The sequence below is a fragment of the Marinobacter lacisalsi genome (genome assembly GCF_042651045.1).
Lineage (GTDB): Bacteria > Pseudomonadota > Gammaproteobacteria > Pseudomonadales > Oleiphilaceae > Marinobacter > Marinobacter lacisalsi.
In genome coordinates, this window is the sequence record NZ_JBHSDI010000059.1 from 46,164 (window position 1) to 62,468 (window position 16,305).

Sequence of the window (16,305 nt, forward strand, 5' to 3'; positions counted from 1 at the left end):
TACTATCGCCGCCACCATTACCGCCAGTCGCATTGCGGGCATTTCAAGACACCCCAGGCCCTCCGGCCGCCTGACACTCCCCAGTAAGGGCCCCGATGTATCAGACGGAAGGATTCAGTGCCCGTTACCTGCCCCCAGAAACAGCCGGTAAGCCTCATTGTCTGTCTCATTGCTGTACCGGAAACCGACGTTATCCAGCATGCCCTCGAAATCCGCCAGCTCGGCGTCCTTGACCTGGGCCCCCATCAATACCCGACTGTAGGCGGCCCCGTGGTTGCGGTAATGGAACATGGAAATGTTCCAGCGGGTGCCGAGGGACAACAGGAACTTCAGCAGCGCGCCGGGCCGTTCCGGAAACTCGAACTGGAACACCTTCTCATTGTCCACCGTGGGCGCATGGCCTCCAACCATATGGCGGATATGCTGCTTGGCCAGGTCACTGTCGGTCAGGTCCACCACCTGGTAGCCGGTCTCCCGCAGGCTCTGCACCAGGTCCTCGCGACCATGGCCGCCTGACTGGATCTGGATGCCCACGAAGATCCGTGCTGCTTCCGAGTCGGAATACCGGTAGTTGAACTCGGTGATACTGCGCTTGTGCAGGGCCTTGATAAAGGTCTTGAAAGCCCCCGGCCGCTCGGGGATGGTCACCGCCAGGATGGCCTCCCGCTTCTCCCCCACTTCAGTACGCTCGGAGATGTAGCGTAGCCGGTCAAAGTTCATATTGGCGCCGCTGAGAATACCTGCCAGGTTTTCGCCTTCCAGCTGCTCACGCTCTACGTATTTCTTGATGCCGGCGACGGACAGGGCGCCGGCAGGCTCACTGATCGACCGGGTATCCTCGAAGACATCCTTGATGGCCGCGCAGATTTCGTCGGTGGAGACGGTGATCACCTCATCTACGTTGTCCTTGCAGATCTCCCAGGGGGCTTCGCCAATCTGCTTGACGGCCACACCATCAGCAAAAATACCCACCTCGTCCAGCACCACCCGCTCTCCGGCCGCCAGGGCCGCCTGCAGGCAGTTGGAGTCTTCCGGTTCCACGCCGATGACGCGGATCTCCGGCCGCAGGTACTTGATGTAGGCCGCCATGCCGGCAATCAGGCCGCCCCCGCCAACGGGGATGAAGACTGCGTGCAGGTTATGGGAGAACTGCCACATCATTTCCATGGCCACCGTCCCCTGCCCGGCGATCACATCCGGATCGTCATAGGGGGGGATATAGGTATATCCGTGTTTGTCCATCAGCTCCTTGGCATGGGCGGCCGCCTCGTCAAAGGCGTCGCCCTTCAGCACCACTTTCGCCCCCCGGTCGCGCACGGATTTTACCTTGATGTCCGGCGTCGTCCGGGGCATCACGATCACCGCCTTGATACCCAGTTTTTTCGCCGCCAGCGCCACGCCCTGGGCATGATTGCCGGCAGACGCGCAGATTACCCCCTTGGCCTTCTGCTCATCCGACAGCTGGGCAATCCGGTTGTAGGCACCACGAATCTTGAAGGAAAACACCGGCTGCAGGTCTTCACGCTTGAGCAGAATATTGTTGCCCAGACGCTTGGAGAGACTGCGGGCTTCGGTCAGCGGGGTTTCGATGGCCACATCGTATACCCGCGCATCAAGAATCTTTTTGATGTAGCGTTGCGGCATGGTGCTTTACGTCCGGTTCAGATGGGTGACTTGACAGGATTTCGCCCCGCTGGATGGGGCAAACGAACAGTGTAGAAAGTTTGCACGGTCCGCGTCTATAACTGAACGGCGGGGGGAGGCTATAATATGCCCTTTGCGCCACGCCCGGCGCCACTTTTCATAACGAACAAACCGGAGGCCAGCATGACGCAGGACGAACTCAAGCAGGCGGTAGCCAAAGCCGCCCTGGATCATGTCGCGCCCCGCCTGGACCGGGACAGCGTGATCGGCGTGGGTACAGGCAGCACCGCAAACTTTTTTATTGATTACCTGGCCGACATCCGCAATGACTTTGATGGCGCAGTGGCCAGTTCCGACGCCACCGCGCAGCGCCTCAAGCAGCATGGCATTCCGGTCTACGACCTGAACGCCGTCAGCGAACTGGAATTCTATGTGGATGGCGCTGATGAAACCAACGCCAACCTGGAACTGATCAAGGGCGGCGGCGCGGCACTGACCCGCGAGAAGATCGTGGCCGCCGTTGCCCGCAGCTTTATCTGCATCGCCGACGAGTCCAAGCAGGTGGACATTCTCGGTGAGTTCCCGCTGCCGGTAGAGGTAATCCCCATGGCCCGCAGTCACGTGGGCCGCGAAATTGTCAGGCTGGGGGGCGACCCGGTATACCGGGAAGGCGTAACCACTGACAACGGCAACATTATCATCGACATCCACAACATGGACCTGTCCCGGCCGATAGAGGTGGAAGAGCGCCTGAACCAGATCGTCGGCGTGGTGACCAACGGCCTGTTCGCCCGGCGTCCGGCGGATCTTCTGCTGCTTGGCACCAGTGAGGGTGTCCGCACGATCAAACGCCCGGCGTGAGCCAGTATTGACGGACCTGCCGGTGACCGACCTTGGTTGAGTTTCGGATACGCCTGGTTGCCCGTATAATGGCGCGCACTTTTTCATCGCAGTTTCTTAATTCCACTACCGAAGAGAAGGATCCGTCATGAACTTTGATCACATCCCGGCTGGCAAGAACCCGCCTGAAGACATCTACGTGGCCATCGAAATTCCGGCCAACAGTTCTCCGGTCAAGTATGAGATCGACAAGGACATGGGCGCTGTCATGGTAGACCGCTTCATGACCGCTCCGATGTTCTATCCGGCCAACTATGGCTTTATTCCCCACACCCTGGCGGACGACGGCGATCCGCTGGACGTGCTGGTCATCACCCCTTACCCGGTTCAGCCGGGCTCGGTGATCCGCTGCCGCCCGGTAGGCGTGCTGAATATGGAAGACGAGGCCGGTGGCGACGCCAAACTGGTAGCCGTGCCCCACGACAAGCTCACCAAGGCCTACACCGACATCAAGGACATCAACGACGTGCCGCAGCTGCTGCGGGAACAGATCCAGCATTTCTTCGAGAACTACAAGACGCTGGAGCCCGGCAAGTGGGTGAAGGTGCAGGACTGGGCCAATGCCGACGCGGCCCGCAAGGCTATCGAGGAATCCGTGGCCAACTATCAGGGTAAGTAATCAGCAGGGGAAATGATCACGCCCCGAAATAAAAAGCCGGACCCGAGGGTCCGGCTTTTTGTGTCCATCCGCCGGCCGGCGGGGATCGGATCAGCCCCGGGAAAGCAGTTCCCGCAGATCGGTAATGGCCGAGTTGGCCCGGGCCAGATAGGCCGCCATGGTTAGGGAATGGTTGGCCATGATACCAAAACCGCTGCCGTTCAGAATAACAGGGCTCCACATCTGGGCCTGTGATTCCTCCAGTTCGATGATGATCTGACGCACGCTGGCCTGGGCATTCTTGTCTGCCAGCACCTTCCGGAAATCCACTTCAATAGCACGGAAGATGTGCAACAGTGCCCAGGAGGTTCCCCGCGCTTCGTAGAACACATTGTCGATCTGGGTCCACGGCGTTTTGACGTCTGCGCCCCGCTCCTGTTCGGTCAGCGGGTCAAGATCCTGAACACCGGCCAGAGCATCGGTGATCTCCGGTTTGCCCACACTCTCGCTCAGGGTACGGGACAGGCTGCCCAGACGGGTCTCCAGATCGGCCAGCCAGTTGTTCAGGTTGTCCGCCCGGGCGTAGAAGTGGGCTTCAGGCCCCTCGGGAGCAGACAAACGCTCAAGGTAGCTCTCCAGCGCCCGGATACCACGGCGGTATTCGCCCTCGGTGGAAGGTAACGCCCAGCTGCCGCTATCAAAATGGAACTGGGGCTCAGCCACGGTCAGGTCCGGGTCCTCTGCCGACTGGCTCTGGGACCGGCTTATATTCTGGCGAAGAGCCCGGGACAGGTCCCGCAGCTGAACCAGTACGCCGTACTCCCAGGCTGGCATGTTGTCCATCCACAGCCCCGGGGGAAAGATATCGTTGGAAATATAACCACCAGGCTTGTCCAGCAGGGTCTCGGAAAGCCGGATCATGGTGGCAGTAGTGGCAAACCCGGTGACCGGCTCACGTCCCATTTCCTGCGCCACTGTCCGGGTGTGCTCACGAACGGAGAAAGTGTCAGGCTCGCTGCTCCAGATCATGCCCAGAATAATGGTAACCAGCAGGTAGACCAGCACCAGGGCAATAATGATCTTGCCGATAGGGCGACCATGACCGGAGCCACCGGACGAGCTCTGATAACCGGAGCTGCTGCCGGAAAAAACGGATTTGAGTCGGTTAAGCATATGCGCCTGTCCTTTACCGATGAACCGATAAGCCGGTTTCAAAGATGAATGATCTGTCAGATTTATGCAATGCCAGCGGGGACTTATCCCGAGCCGCCGGAGACGGGTGGATCCCCCACAGGTTCGGGCCTGCCCAGGTGATAACCGGTGGCACCATCAATTCCTATCGTCTTGAGGGTACGCCATTCCGACTCCGTTTCCACGCCCGCGGCATAAACCTTCACACCCCGACCGTGGGCAATGGTAATCATGGACTCCAGATAGAACCGATTGTCGTCATGCCGGTCAATGCCATGAACAAAGCTTGAATCAATACGCAGGGCCTGGATAGACAGATTCTTCATGTAACTGAAGGCTATGCCGCCAACCCCGAAACGATCCACCAGCAGGCTGGCCCCGGTCCGGCGAAGCTGACGAATGAATGCCTGGGCCTCCTGACGGTGGTAATGCAAAGCCTGTTCGGGGATACCGATCCACAATCGCCGGGCGTCCCCTCCAGCGGACTTCACCATCTGCAGAATGCGCTCAGGAATATCAGGCAACACCACTGACGAGGCACCCAGCGACAGGCCAACCATGGCCGACGGCTCCTCCCGGAGCCGCTGCAGCGCCCGCTGCACCACCAGCAGGTCGAGCCGGCCAATGAGACCAAACCGCTCCGCCATGGGCGCAAAAAGATGGCCTCTCACCCACTCCCGCTCAACCAGCAAGCGGGAAAACACCTGCCGGAACAATACGGTGTCATCGTCCACCGCCATCATCGGCTGCTCCCACAACCACAGCGCCTCGCGATCCAGGGCTGACTCCAGCAGACGCCGCCAGTCTTCCGCGCCGTGATGCACATCGGCACCACTGTCAGCCAGTGCACACTGGCTGACACCCTCGGTCTGGGCCCGCCGCAGGGCGGTATCGGCGGACTCGAACAGGGCCCGGACCGATACGCCTTCTCCGGTACCGGCCACCCCTCCGTGAACCACCAGCTCCACCAGAGCATTGCTGCCTTCGCCGGCAAACTCCACACAGACCGCCTGCAGCGCCTCAACCAGCTCACGCCCCCAGATCTGCGCATCGGCGGGAGCACCACCGGGGATGAATACCGCAAACTCGGCCCCGCTCCGGCGACCGGCAAAGCTGCCGGCATGTCCGTCCACAAACCGGTGCACACATCGGGCCAGCTGGACCAGCATGGCATCTGCCTCCAGCCGACCAGCGCGCTGATTGAAATCGGCGAATCCGGATACCTGTGTCAGTAGCAAGCTGCCAGGCCGCCGCCCCTCTTCCGTGACCGCCTCAACGGTCAGGCGCTGGTCAAAGGCATTGCGGCTGGACAGACCGGTCAGCGGGTCCTCGTTGTTGAGCTTGCGAAGGTGGGCAATGAGAGCAGCCTGACCGGCAAACAGCTGTTCAAGATCATCGGTCATCTGGTTCATGGCATGGGTAACCTGGTTCAGCTCACGGGTTGACCGGATCTGCGTTCGCTTGCGGAAATCCCGATGCCCGATGGCCTCTGCCTGGCGCTCCACTGCCCTCAGAGGACGCAACAACCTGCCCAGAAGAACGTAAAGAACAGCAATGGCAATAGCGCCAATGACGACCGAGGACAGCACCAGCCACTGGCCAACCTGCCACAGGTCGCGATAGGCGTTACCGGGATGGCCCACCACCCGAACCTGCCCCAGCCATCGCCAGCCCTTCATGACCGCTGCGGTACCTTCCGGCCTGGGCAGATCCGCGAAACGGACGAACCAGTGGGGCACGTCCAGGTCAGACAGGGCCTGGGCGCGACCGGCCACCACGTTGCCGTCGTGGTCAACAAACTCCACCACCAGGTACTGGCTGCTGTCGAAAACGGAATCAATCAATGAGCTGACCGCCACCGTATCGGTGGCATCAATGGCATTGGACAGTGACAACCCGATGGCCGTGGCCGCATCCCGGGTCTGCCCCTCCAGTTCCTCGATCACATAGTTATGAAAACTCCTGCCACTGATCACCATGCTGACCACCAGCAGTACCAGCACCAGGGCGCCGGTGAAGAGCAGCAACAGGGTTCGCAACGTGATCGCGCGGGTTGAACGTATTTTTTGGCTTTCGTGCTGCATCCGTGCCATACCTTGGGTCTGGAGCGTTTCGGCCAACGAAAAACGGGCCCATATAGGGTCCACGTCTCAGGTTCACAAAGATTTACAGTTCGCTGCCTGCGTCTTCGGTTACAAACACTATAGACTGCAGTAACAAAGAGATCCTGCAATCCCCCGGGAAAAGGTATCGGATACATCCGGTCATGCCTCGGCCAAGGGGGCCTTCAGCACGTTTTGGCGACACCCAGGAACAACCCGTACAGGACAGACTGATACCACCATGACTGACGAGTCCCAAAAAGAAAAACTGCGACAGCATTTCGCCCGCCGGGTGACCAATCAGGCCCGCGTGGTTCTGGACACCTGGCAGAAGATCCATGCCGATCCCTCCGCGTCCGCGCCTTTCCGGGACGATCTCAGTGCCGCTGCCGACAAACTGGCCCGTTATGCCGGTCGGTTTGAAATGTCCGCCTACGTGGACGCCGGCAAGGCCATCATGGCGGCGACCCGACAGTGGCCCGAGCAGCAGCCCCCTGACGCTGAAGCCCTGCAGGCCCTGCGGGACGCCATCATGTCACTGGAGCAGAGCACCCAGCGTCGCTCTGACCGTCAAAGCAGCGAGCCGCCCCGGGTCTACCGCAAGACGCCGGTCTATGTCGCCCTGAGCAATCACGAATTGGCCACACGACTGATCCGTCAGCTGGAGTTTTTCGGTTTCCGGGCGGAAGCGTTCGACACCCCTGCTGAACTGATGGACGCCTGCGCTCTTCACAAGCCGGAAACCATCCTGATGGATGTTGGCTTCGGCGGTGAACCGGACAGTGGCCTTACCACGGTTGAAACCCTGCAGCAGCGCCATGACACCCCCATACCCATCATCTTCGTCAGCGAAGAGGACGGCACCATCGAAACGCGCCTGCGGGCCTCCCGCTGTGGCGGAGAAGAGTTTTTCTACCCGGCGGTGGACCCTGGCCAACTGATCGAAAAGATCGAGACCTACACCCACAACAATGCGGTAGAGCCCTACCGCGTGCTGGTGCTGGATGATTCCCGTGCCCAGGCCAAGTTCATGGAAACGGTGCTCAGGAAAGCGGGCATGACGGCCCACATTATCACCGACCCGATGCAGATCATCGTCGCGCTGGAGGAGTTCAATCCGGAGATCATCATTCTCGATATGTACATGCCCGGGTGCACGGGCATGGAGATCGCCCGGGTCATCCGCCAGCAGGATCGTTTCCATAGCGTGCCCATCATCTACCTGTCCGCCGAAGACGATGTCCAGAAGCAGCTTCACGCCATGAGCCTGGGGGGTGACGACTTCCTCACCAAACCCATCGACCCCAAGCACCTGGTGGCCACCATTCACAATCGCGGTCGACGCGCCCGCTCGCTACTGGCGCTGATGATCCGCGACAGCCTGACCGGCCTGTTCAACCACACCCACACGCTTTACCTGCTGGAACAGGAGATCGTGAAGGCACAGCAGAAGAATCATTCGCTGTGCTTTGCCATGATCGACGTGGACTATTTCAAGAAGGTGAACGACACCTTCGGGCACCCGATTGGCGATCGCATCCTGCGGGCGCTGTCCATGTTCCTCAAGCAGCGACTGCGCAAGACCGATCACATCGGCCGCTACGGTGGCGAGGAATTTGCCATCATCATGCCGGAGACGCGGGAGAGCGATGCCCGCACCGTGATCAACGATATACGTGAACGCTTCGCGGAACTGACCCAGAGCGCAGGTGACCGGGAGTTCCACGTCACCTTCAGCTGTGGCGTCGCCCACTGGAAGGGCGAGGCGGCGTCCACCTTCTGCGAGCGGGCAGACCAGGCCCTTTACCGGGCCAAGGAGTCCGGCCGCAACTGCGTGATCGGATCCGAGGACTGAGCCTGGTCGCTGACCTTCGGAACCACTGGGAGCCTTGAGAGCAGGGCGCGGTGAACGGTCATCCGCCTGTTGCGAACTGGACGGCATCATTCCGTTTCCTGCCATGAAACCATAGTCTTATGGACGCAACTCCCGCTAACGTCGAAAATATGCCACCAAACGCAACGAATCCTGTCAGGCTGCCCGAATTCATACGGTCGTTTGTCAAAAACTGTTGAACCAACAGCTTTCAGGACGCATTATGGGCACAAAATTCGACAAAATCCGGCATTTTCCCAAAATACCAGCAAGGCAAGACTGATCATGGCCACCATCCTTGTCCTCCATGGACCGAATCTGAACATGCTCGGCACCCGCGAGCCTGATGTTTACGGCCATGAGTCTCTGCAGGACATCAACGACCGGCTCCATGCCGCTGCCTCTGATCGCGGCCACCACTTGCTGCACCTGCAGTCCAATGCCGAGTACGAACTGATTGAACGACTGCATGACGCCCGCGCCGAGGGCATCGACTACCTTATTTTCAACCCCGCTGCGTTCACCCACACCAGTGTGGCCTTGCGGGACGCAGTACTGGCTTCCGGTATCCCCTTCATCGAGGTGCACCTGTCCAATGTGCACACCCGGGAGCCGTTCCGCCACCACTCCTATTTCTCCGATATCGCCGACGGCGTTATCTGCGGTCTTGGCAGTCAGGGCTACGATCTTGCACTTACCGCCGCCCTGCAAAGAATCACTTCATAAACACCGATACAACGGGACGTTTACTACCATGGATATTCGCAAAATAAAGAAACTGATCGAACTCCTCGAGGAATCCGATGTTGAAGAACTGGAGATTCAGGAGGGTGACGATTCGGTCCGCATCTCCCGCCGCCGTGAGCAGGCTCAGGTAAACTACGCCAACTATCCGATGCCGGCCCCCCAGCCCCAGGCAGCCGCACCAGCGCCGGCGCCAGCCCCGGAATCATCCGCCCCGGCCGAGCCGGAAGCGCCCAAGGGCCACGCGGTCAAATCGCCGATGGTTGGTACCTTTTACCGGTCGCCGTCGCCGACAGCATCCGCCTTCGTGGAAGTGGGCCAGAACGTCAAGGCCGGGGACGTGATCTGTATCGTCGAAGCCATGAAGATGATGAACCAGATCGAGGCCGACAAGAGCGGCACCATCACCGACATCCTGGTCGAGAACGGTCAGCCCGTCGAGTTCGACCAGCCACTGGTAATCATTTCCTGATCAACAGGTGACATAACATCATGGCCATGATTGAAAAAGTTCTGATCGCCAACCGCGGCGAGATAGCCTTGCGGGTGCTCAGGGCGTGCAAGGAGCTGGGCATCAAGACGGTTGCCGTCCACTCCCAGGTCGACCGTGACCTGATGCATGTGCGCCTGGCGGACGAATCCGTCTGCATCGGGCCCAACAGCGCCACCGACAGCTACCTGAACATTCCCGCCATCATCAGTGCCGCCGAGGTCACCGACAGTGTGGGCATCCACCCGGGTTACGGCTTCCTGGCGGAAAACGCGGACTTCGCAGAGCAGGTCGAGAAAAGCGGCTTTACCTTTATCGGCCCCCGGGCGGAAACCATCCGCCTGATGGGCAACAAGGTCTCCGCCATCAATGCGATGATCAAGGCCGGCGTGCCCACCGTACCCGGGTCTGACGGCCCTATCGATAACGATGACGAGCGCACCCTGCGCATCGCCCGTGAAATCGGCTACCCGGTGATCATCAAGGCGGCCTCCGGCGGCGGTGGTCGCGGCATGCAGGTGGTCCACTCGGAAGCGGCACTGCTGAAGGGCATTCAGGTCACCCAGAGCGAGGCCAAGAACAGCTTCGGCGACGCCACCGTGTACCTGGAAAAGTATCTGGAACGGCCGCGCCATGTGGAAGTCCAGGTACTGGCGGACACCCACGGCAACGTCATCCACCTGGGGGACCGCGACTGCTCCATGCAGCGCCGTCACCAGAAGGTTCTGGAAGAAGCCCCGGCACCGAACATTGATCCGGAAGCCCGGGAAAGAACCCTCAAGGCCTGCGTCGACGCCTGCAAGGAAATCGGCTATGTGGGCGCCGGCACTTTCGAGTTCCTGTACCAGGATGGTGGTTTCTACTTCATTGAGATGAACACCCGGGTACAGGTGGAGCATCCGGTGTCGGAAATGGTCACCGGTGTCGACATCGTCCGCGAACAGCTGCGCATCGCCAGCGGCCTGCCTCTGCAGTACAGCCAGGACGATATCCACATTTCCGGCCATGCCATGGAATGCCGGATCAACGCCGAGGACCCGCAAACCTTCGTGCCCAGCCCCGGCAAGGTGAAGCATTTCCATGCCCCCGGGGGCAACGGTATCAGGGTCGATTCGCACCTTTACAGCGGCTATACGGTACCCCCCTATTATGACTCCCTGGTGGCCAAGCTGATCACCTGGGGCGATGACCGGGAGATTGCCCGCCGGCGCATGAAGAACGCCCTGGACGAACTGGTGGTGGAAGGTATCAAGACCAATCAGCCTCTGCACCGGAAACTGGTGCGGGACGGCGGCTTCAAGGGCGTGGATTTCACCATCCACTACCTCGAAAAGCTGATACGGGACTGATATGCCCTGGATCCAACTGCAGATTCCGGCTGACCCCGAAACCGCGGATCAGCTGGAAGAGCTTCTCATGGAGATGGGATCAGACGCCGTTTCCATGGAAGACGCCGCCGACCAGCCCATCTTCGAGCCGGACCCGGGCACCACACCACTGTGGAGCGACACCCGGGTAACCGGCCTGTTTGATGCCGATCAGGACATCGAACGGATTTGCGCCGACATCCGCGACGCCTGGCACCAGCGGACCCAGCAGGAGCTGCCGGAAATCGATGTCACCCTGGTGGAGGACAAGGACTGGGAGCGGGCCTGGATGGATGACTTCAAGCCCCTGAGGTTCGGTCAACGCCTGTGGATTGTTCCCAGCTGGCATGACGCGCCCGACCCAGAGGCGGCGAACCTCCTGCTGGACCCGGGCCTGGCCTTCGGTACCGGCACCCATCCCACCACCGCCCTTTGCCTGGAATGGCTGGATAGTGCCGGGGTTAAAGGCCGACAGGTAATTGACTATGGCTGCGGTTCCGGCATTCTGGCACTGGCGGCATTGCTGCTGGATGCTGACCACGCCATTGGCGTGGACACCGACCCGCAGGCCCTGGAAGCCAGCCGCGACAATGCCCATCGCAACCAGATCGATGACACTCGTCTTGACCTGTACCTGCCGGGAGACGATCCGGATACCCGCGCGGATATCCTGCTGGCCAATATCCTGGCTGGCCCCCTGGTTGAACTGGCGCCGACCCTGGCCGGAAAAGTCAGGCCCGGCGGTCACCTGGTGCTGTCCGGCATCCTGGCGCAGCAGGCGCGGGAGGTGATGGCCGCCTACGAGCCCTGGTTTGTTATGGACGAACCGGAACAACGCGAAGAGTGGATACGCCTCACAGGTCGCCGTATTGACGGATGACGAACAGCAACTGTGTCGTTAAACTGCTGACAGTCTGACACCTTACAGGATTTAGGGATGGCCGATACCTCCAGTCTGTTGACCCGCTGCCCGCACTGCGACACCCGCTTTCGGGTCACTGATGAGCAGCTCAGTGTGGCCAACGGCAAGGTACGTTGTGGTCACTGCATGGAAGTGTTCGATGCCCGCTCCCACGCCGATGCTGACAAGGAAAACGGTTCAGCGGCCGCCGGCGGCGACGCCTACGAGAGCTTCAGTGCCTCTGACCCTGAGGACGACCTCATCTTCCAGGACAACCCCGAGGAAGACGCAGCCGAGGGTCACTATGCGGGACAGAAGACAGGCTTTTCCGACGACGAGCTCAGTGAGAGCTTCCTCGGTGCGGGCACACGCGCGGACAGCTCCGGCATGGTTGACGACGACGATGACATGAATGACGTCGACGAAAGCTGGGCCGAAGCCATGCTTCAGGAAGAGTTCCCGGACACACCGGCCAGAACCGACGCCGACCGGCGTTCATCAAGCCGCGCCGAAGCGCCGGAGCCGGCAGCATCCAGTCGCCCGGAAACCTCCCCGCCTCACGCGAGCCCCGACCCCGAACGTCCGACCCCGGAGCCGGCCCGGAACACCCCTCCCCAATCGCCAGAGGACCCGGAGCTGACTGAAATCACGGCCGCACCGCCACCGGACGAAACACTTTCAGGCCCGGCCAGACAACAGGACCGGGTTACCGGCGGCACCTTCCCGCCACTGGACGACCTGTCACCCTATGAACAACTCTCCCGGGAACCGGTCGCGGTACAGTCACGCGGGGGTAACGGTGTGCGCCGCTCACTGTGGACGCTGGTGATCCTGGCGCTGATTGCCGGACTGGTCTCCCAGGTGGCCTGGTTCCAGTTCGATCGCCTGTCGGCCATTCCGGAATTGCGCCCCTGGTATGAAAAGGCCTGCGAATACGCCGGCTGCCAGCTTGAACCACTGGTGGCCATGGACCGCATTCAAAGCCGCAAGCTGGTAGTGCGCACCGACCCGGAAAATCGCAGCGCCCTTCTGGTGGACGCCGTGATCATCAACCAGGCCGAGTTCGAACAGCCCTTCCCGTCCATTGCCCTCACCTTCTCCAATCTGAACGGTGACGTCATAGCGCAGAGCATCTTCCCGCCTGAAGACTACCTGGCCGGCGAAGCCGACAACCTGAGCGCCATGCCGCCAGGCACACCAGTGCGTATCGCCATCAGCATTCGTGATCCGGGCCGGGACGCGGTCAACTATAACCTTCGCTTCGTTAACCGCCGCGATGGGTCATGAGTCGAACGACACCACCCCCTGATGGACACCGGGCCGCATAAAAGTCAACCAGACAGAACGAAAAATAATCAGTTTTTTACACCCCGACGGCCTTCAATACCCTTCCCCCCGACGGTATCATTATCGCCCCCTGAATTTACTGCCCAGAACTGACAGACTCCGCAGTCCGGAGTCCGCCGGTGAGGTATGGTAGTTTCAGAAGGAAATCCGGTAACCGACGACGGACACAGACGTATGCTGCCCACGGTGAAAATCGGGCCCTACACCCTGCCCAATTCCCTGGTGGTCGCGCCCATGGCCGGTGTGACAGACCGCCCCTTCCGGCTATTGTGCCGGCGCATGGGGGCGGGCCTGGCAGTCTCCGAGATGGTGATCGCCGACTCGTCCCTGTGGCATACCCGGAAGTCACGCCTGCGACTGGACCACACCGGCGAGCCGGAGCCCCGGTCGGTGCAGATTGCCGGCGGTGACGCCGACATGCTGGCCAATGCGGCCCGCATGAACGCCGAACATGGCGCACAGATCATTGACATCAACATGGGCTGCCCGGCGAAAAAGGTCTGTAACAAGGCATCCGGTTCCGCGCTGATGAAGGATGAAGCACTGGTGAAGGAGATCCTGCACGCCGTGGTTGCGGCCGTGGACGTCCCCGTCACCCTCAAGATGCGCACCGGCTGGGACCGGAACAACCGCAACGCTGTCACTATCGCCCGCATGGCCGAAGATGCGGGCATACAGGCACTGGCCGTTCATGGACGCACCCGGGCGGATGCCTACAAGGGTGAGGCGGAGTACGACACCATCGCGGAAGTGAAGGCCGCCGTCGGTATTCCGGTATTCGCCAACGGCGACATCACATCGCCCGGCAAGGCGCAGGACGTGCTACGTCACACCGGAGCCGACGGCCTTTTGATTGGCCGGGCAGCACAGGGGCAACCGTGGATCTTCAGGGAAATCCTGCATTTCCTGAAGACCGGCAGCCATGCCACGCCGCCAGCCCTGGACGAAGTGGAAAGAATCCTGCTGGAGCACCTGGGGCAGCTTCATGGCTTCTATGGCCACCACATGGGCGTTCGCATCGCCCGCAAACACGTGGGCTGGTACCTGCAGTCCCATGATGCCGGCAAACAATTCAGAAAGCGTTTCAATACGCTGGAATGTGCCACGGCACAATCCGATAGCATCCAACAGTATTTTGCAGCCTTACGAAATGGAGAGGTATTCGCAGCATGAGCGCTGAAACCCTGGCAAACGATAACAACCTGGCGTCTTCCGCCAACGACGACCAGCCCACCCTTCAGACCGTCAGCAGCACGGGTAACTCCGTGACCCTGCGGGACAGCGTCGAAGTGGCCCTGAAGAACTATTTTGCCCAGCTTGACGGCGCGCCCGTCACTGAGGTCTACCAGCTGGTGCTGTCGGAGGTGGAAGCCCCCCTGCTGGAACAGGTGATGAAATACACCCGCAACAACCAGACCAAGGCCTCCACCATGCTGGGACTGAACCGGGGCACATTGCGCAAGAAGCTGAAGCAGTACGGTCTGCTATAATCAACTGGATTTCCCAAGGCCTCCCGGAATGATTTCGCGAGGCCTTTCCTGTTTCAAGAAGGCATCGAAAATGGCACAACCGTCAAGCACCCCTGTTCGTCGCGCCCTGATCAGCGTTTCCGACAAGACCGGCATTGTGGACTTCGGCCGCAAGCTGACCGAAGCCGGCGTTGAACTCCTCTCCACCGGCGGCACCTTCCGGCTGCTGAAGGAAAACCAGGTCCCCGTCACTGAAGTCAGTGACTACACAGGCTTCCCGGAAATGATGGATGGCCGGGTCAAGACCCTGCACCCGAAGATCCACGGCGGCATCCTCGGACGCCGGGGCACCGACGACGCTATCATGGGCGAGCACGGCATTGACCCCATCGACATGGTGGTGGTCAACCTCTACCCATTCGAAGACACCGTGGCCAACCCGGACTGCGACCTGGCCACCGCCATCGAGAACATCGATATCGGCGGCCCCACCATGGTCCGTGCTGCCGCCAAGAACCACAACGATGTCGCCATCGTGGTCAATGCCTCCGACTACAGCCGGGTGCTCAGGGAACTGGCAGACAACGACGGCCACCTCAGCCACGCCACCCGCTTCGACCTGGCGGTCAAAGCCTTTGAACATACCGCCGGCTATGACGGGGCCATTGCCAACTACCTGGGTGGGCGCACCGCAGACAACGACAACGCCGACTTCCCCCGCACCTTCAACACCCAGTTCGTCAAGGTGCAGGACATGCGTTACGGCGAGAACCCGCACCAGCGCGCCGCGTTCTACGCCGAGCGTGCCCCGAAGGAGGCCTGCGTAGCCACCGCGAAGCAGCTCCAGGGAAAAGAGTTGTCATTCAATAACGTGGCCGACACCGATGCTGCCCTGGAGTGTGTCAAGCCGTTTGCCGACCCGGCCTGCGTCATCGTCAAGCACGCCAACCCCTGCGGCGTGGCCATCGGCGCTGACATCCGCCAGGCCTATGACCTGGCCTTTGCCACCGACCCCACCTCCGCTTTTGGCGGCATCATTGCCTTTAACCGGGAGCTGGACGAGGAAACCGCCAAAGCCATCATCGACCGCCAGTTCGTGGAAGTGATCATTGCCCCCACCATTGCGCCTGAGGCTGTGGAACTGGTTGCCGCCAAGAAAAACGTGCGCCTGCTGGCCTGCGGTGAGTTCGACGGCGACCGGGCGAAAGCCCTGGACTTCAAGCGGGTCACCGGCGGCCTGCTGGTGCAGGACCGGGACCTGGGCATGGTGGCCATGGACGACGTCAAGGTGGTCACCGAGCGTCAGCCGTCCGAGGACGAACTGAACGACCTGCTGTTTGCCTGGGAAGTGGCCAAGTACGTCAAGTCCAACGCCATCGTCTATGCGCGCGCCGGTCGCACCATTGGCGTCGGCGCCGGCCAGATGAGCCGTGTCTACAGCGCGAAGATTGCCGGCATCAAGGCCGCCGATGAAAACCTGGAGGTGAAGGGTTCGGTCATGGCCTCCGACGCCTTCTTCCCGTTCCGCGATGGTATCGATGCCGCTGCTGAAGCCGGTATTACCGCCGTGATCCAGCCCGGTGGGTCCATGCGCGACCAGGAAGTGATCGACGCGGCCAACGAACACGGCATTGCCATGGTGTTCACCGGCATGCGCCATTTCCGCCACTAAGCTTTGA

At 60.7% G+C, this 16,305-nt stretch carries 14 protein-coding genes; 11 read left to right on the forward strand and 3 right to left on the reverse strand.

The annotated features are described in order from the left end of the window. Positions 1-114: 114 nt before the first annotated feature. Positions 115-1,644 carry a threonine ammonia-lyase, biosynthetic gene (ilvA, locus tag ACFOZ5_RS16535; RefSeq protein WP_379889322.1) on the reverse strand — a complete coding sequence of 510 codons (1,530 nt, stop codon included), beginning with the start codon at positions 1,642-1,644 and terminating at the stop codon, positions 115-117. A 183-nt stretch (positions 1,645-1,827) separates the two neighbouring features. On the opposite strand from ilvA, the gene rpiA reads away from it, so the two are divergent. Together rpiA and ppa are read left to right on the forward strand one after the other, a co-directional pair. Beyond that, positions 1,828-2,505, forward strand: coding sequence for a ribose-5-phosphate isomerase RpiA (gene rpiA / locus ACFOZ5_RS16540; RefSeq protein WP_379889324.1), 678 nt, complete (start codon positions 1,828-1,830; stop codon positions 2,503-2,505). A gap of 127 nt (positions 2,506-2,632) precedes the next feature. Further along, the gene (gene ppa, locus ACFOZ5_RS16545; protein WP_379889326.1) at positions 2,633-3,163 is read left to right on the forward strand and encodes an inorganic diphosphatase; all 531 of its coding nucleotides are present in this window, start codon (positions 2,633-2,635) and stop codon (positions 3,161-3,163) included. A gap of 90 nt (positions 3,164-3,253) precedes the next feature. Here ppa and ACFOZ5_RS16550 read toward each other — a convergent pair whose 3' ends face one another. Further along, on the reverse strand, positions 3,254-4,315 hold the full coding sequence (locus ACFOZ5_RS16550; protein ID WP_379889328.1) for a DUF2333 family protein: 1,062 nt from the start codon (positions 4,313-4,315) through the stop codon (positions 3,254-3,256). 83 nt (positions 4,316-4,398) lie between these two features. After that, positions 4,399-6,417 (reverse strand): bifunctional diguanylate cyclase/phosphodiesterase, encoded by a 2,019-nt coding sequence (locus tag ACFOZ5_RS16555; RefSeq protein ID WP_379889329.1) that lies wholly within the window; start codon positions 6,415-6,417, stop codon positions 4,399-4,401. A 259-nt stretch (positions 6,418-6,676) separates the two neighbouring features. On the opposite strand from ACFOZ5_RS16555, the gene ACFOZ5_RS16560 reads away from it, so the two are divergent. From ACFOZ5_RS16560 to purH, 9 genes are all read left to right on the forward strand, one after another. After that, on the forward strand, positions 6,677-8,290 hold the full coding sequence (locus ACFOZ5_RS16560; protein ID WP_379889331.1) for a diguanylate cyclase: 1,614 nt from the start codon (positions 6,677-6,679) through the stop codon (positions 8,288-8,290). A 303-nt stretch (positions 8,291-8,593) separates the two neighbouring features. Then, positions 8,594-9,034: a type II 3-dehydroquinate dehydratase gene (aroQ, locus tag ACFOZ5_RS16565; protein ID WP_379889333.1), complete on the forward strand. Its 441-nt coding sequence runs from the start codon at positions 8,594-8,596 to the stop codon at positions 9,032-9,034. Between the two features lie 28 nt (positions 9,035-9,062). Continuing rightward, positions 9,063-9,524 (forward strand): acetyl-CoA carboxylase biotin carboxyl carrier protein, encoded by a 462-nt coding sequence (accB, locus tag ACFOZ5_RS16570; protein WP_379889335.1) that lies wholly within the window; start codon positions 9,063-9,065, stop codon positions 9,522-9,524. 26 nt (positions 9,525-9,550) lie between these two features. Next, positions 9,551-10,891: an acetyl-CoA carboxylase biotin carboxylase subunit gene (accC, locus tag ACFOZ5_RS16575; RefSeq protein ID WP_449288628.1), complete on the forward strand. Its 1,341-nt coding sequence runs from the start codon at positions 9,551-9,553 to the stop codon at positions 10,889-10,891. Between the two features lies 1 nt (position 10,892). After that, positions 10,893-11,789 (forward strand): 50S ribosomal protein L11 methyltransferase, encoded by an 897-nt coding sequence (gene prmA, locus ACFOZ5_RS16580; RefSeq protein ID WP_379889339.1) that lies wholly within the window; start codon positions 10,893-10,895, stop codon positions 11,787-11,789. Positions 11,790-11,846: 57 nt separating this feature from the next. After that, positions 11,847-13,097, forward strand: coding sequence for a DUF3426 domain-containing protein (locus ACFOZ5_RS16585; RefSeq protein WP_379889341.1), 1,251 nt, complete (start codon positions 11,847-11,849; stop codon positions 13,095-13,097). Positions 13,098-13,334: 237 nt separating this feature from the next. Then, positions 13,335-14,330 carry a tRNA dihydrouridine synthase DusB gene (gene dusB, locus ACFOZ5_RS16590; RefSeq protein WP_379889412.1) on the forward strand — a complete coding sequence of 332 codons (996 nt, stop codon included), beginning with the start codon at positions 13,335-13,337 and terminating at the stop codon, positions 14,328-14,330. Further along, positions 14,327-14,647, forward strand: a complete 321-nt coding sequence (gene fis, locus ACFOZ5_RS16595; RefSeq protein WP_379889343.1) for a DNA-binding transcriptional regulator Fis — start codon at positions 14,327-14,329, stop codon at positions 14,645-14,647. The genes dusB and fis overlap by 4 nt, the downstream gene beginning before the upstream one ends. A gap of 70 nt (positions 14,648-14,717) precedes the next feature. Next, on the forward strand, positions 14,718-16,298 hold the full coding sequence (gene purH, locus ACFOZ5_RS16600; protein WP_379889344.1) for a bifunctional phosphoribosylaminoimidazolecarboxamide formyltransferase/IMP cyclohydrolase: 1,581 nt from the start codon (positions 14,718-14,720) through the stop codon (positions 16,296-16,298). Positions 16,299-16,305: the final 7 nt, after the last annotated feature.

Excerpts from the sequence above, each read along its gene's own strand:
- ppa (WP_379889326.1), top strand. The coding sequence starts at position 2,633 with ATGAACTTTGATCACATCCCGGCTGGCAAGAACCCGCCTGAAGACATC.
- accC (WP_449288628.1), top strand. The coding sequence starts at position 9,551 with ATGATTGAAAAAGTTCTGATCGCCAACCGCGGCGAGATAGCCTTGCGG.
- ACFOZ5_RS16555 (WP_379889329.1), bottom strand. The coding sequence starts at position 6,417 with ATGCAGCACGAAAGCCAAAAAATACGTTCAACCCGCGCGATCACGTTG.
- accB (WP_379889335.1), top strand. The coding sequence starts at position 9,063 with ATGGATATTCGCAAAATAAAGAAACTGATCGAACTCCTCGAGGAATCC.
- aroQ (WP_379889333.1), top strand. The coding sequence starts at position 8,594 with ATGGCCACCATCCTTGTCCTCCATGGACCGAATCTGAACATGCTCGGC.
- ACFOZ5_RS16550 (WP_379889328.1), bottom strand. The coding sequence starts at position 4,315 with ATGCTTAACCGACTCAAATCCGTTTTTTCCGGCAGCAGCTCCGGTTAT.
- fis (WP_379889343.1), top strand. The coding sequence starts at position 14,327 with ATGAGCGCTGAAACCCTGGCAAACGATAACAACCTGGCGTCTTCCGCC.
- ACFOZ5_RS16560 (WP_379889331.1), top strand. The coding sequence starts at position 6,677 with ATGACTGACGAGTCCCAAAAAGAAAAACTGCGACAGCATTTCGCCCGC.
- rpiA (WP_379889324.1), top strand. The coding sequence starts at position 1,828 with ATGACGCAGGACGAACTCAAGCAGGCGGTAGCCAAAGCCGCCCTGGAT.
- ilvA (WP_379889322.1), bottom strand. The coding sequence starts at position 1,644 with ATGCCGCAACGCTACATCAAAAAGATTCTTGATGCGCGGGTATACGAT.
- purH (WP_379889344.1), top strand. The coding sequence starts at position 14,718 with ATGGCACAACCGTCAAGCACCCCTGTTCGTCGCGCCCTGATCAGCGTT.
- prmA (WP_379889339.1), top strand. The coding sequence starts at position 10,893 with ATGCCCTGGATCCAACTGCAGATTCCGGCTGACCCCGAAACCGCGGAT.
- ACFOZ5_RS16585 (WP_379889341.1), top strand. The coding sequence starts at position 11,847 with ATGGCCGATACCTCCAGTCTGTTGACCCGCTGCCCGCACTGCGACACC.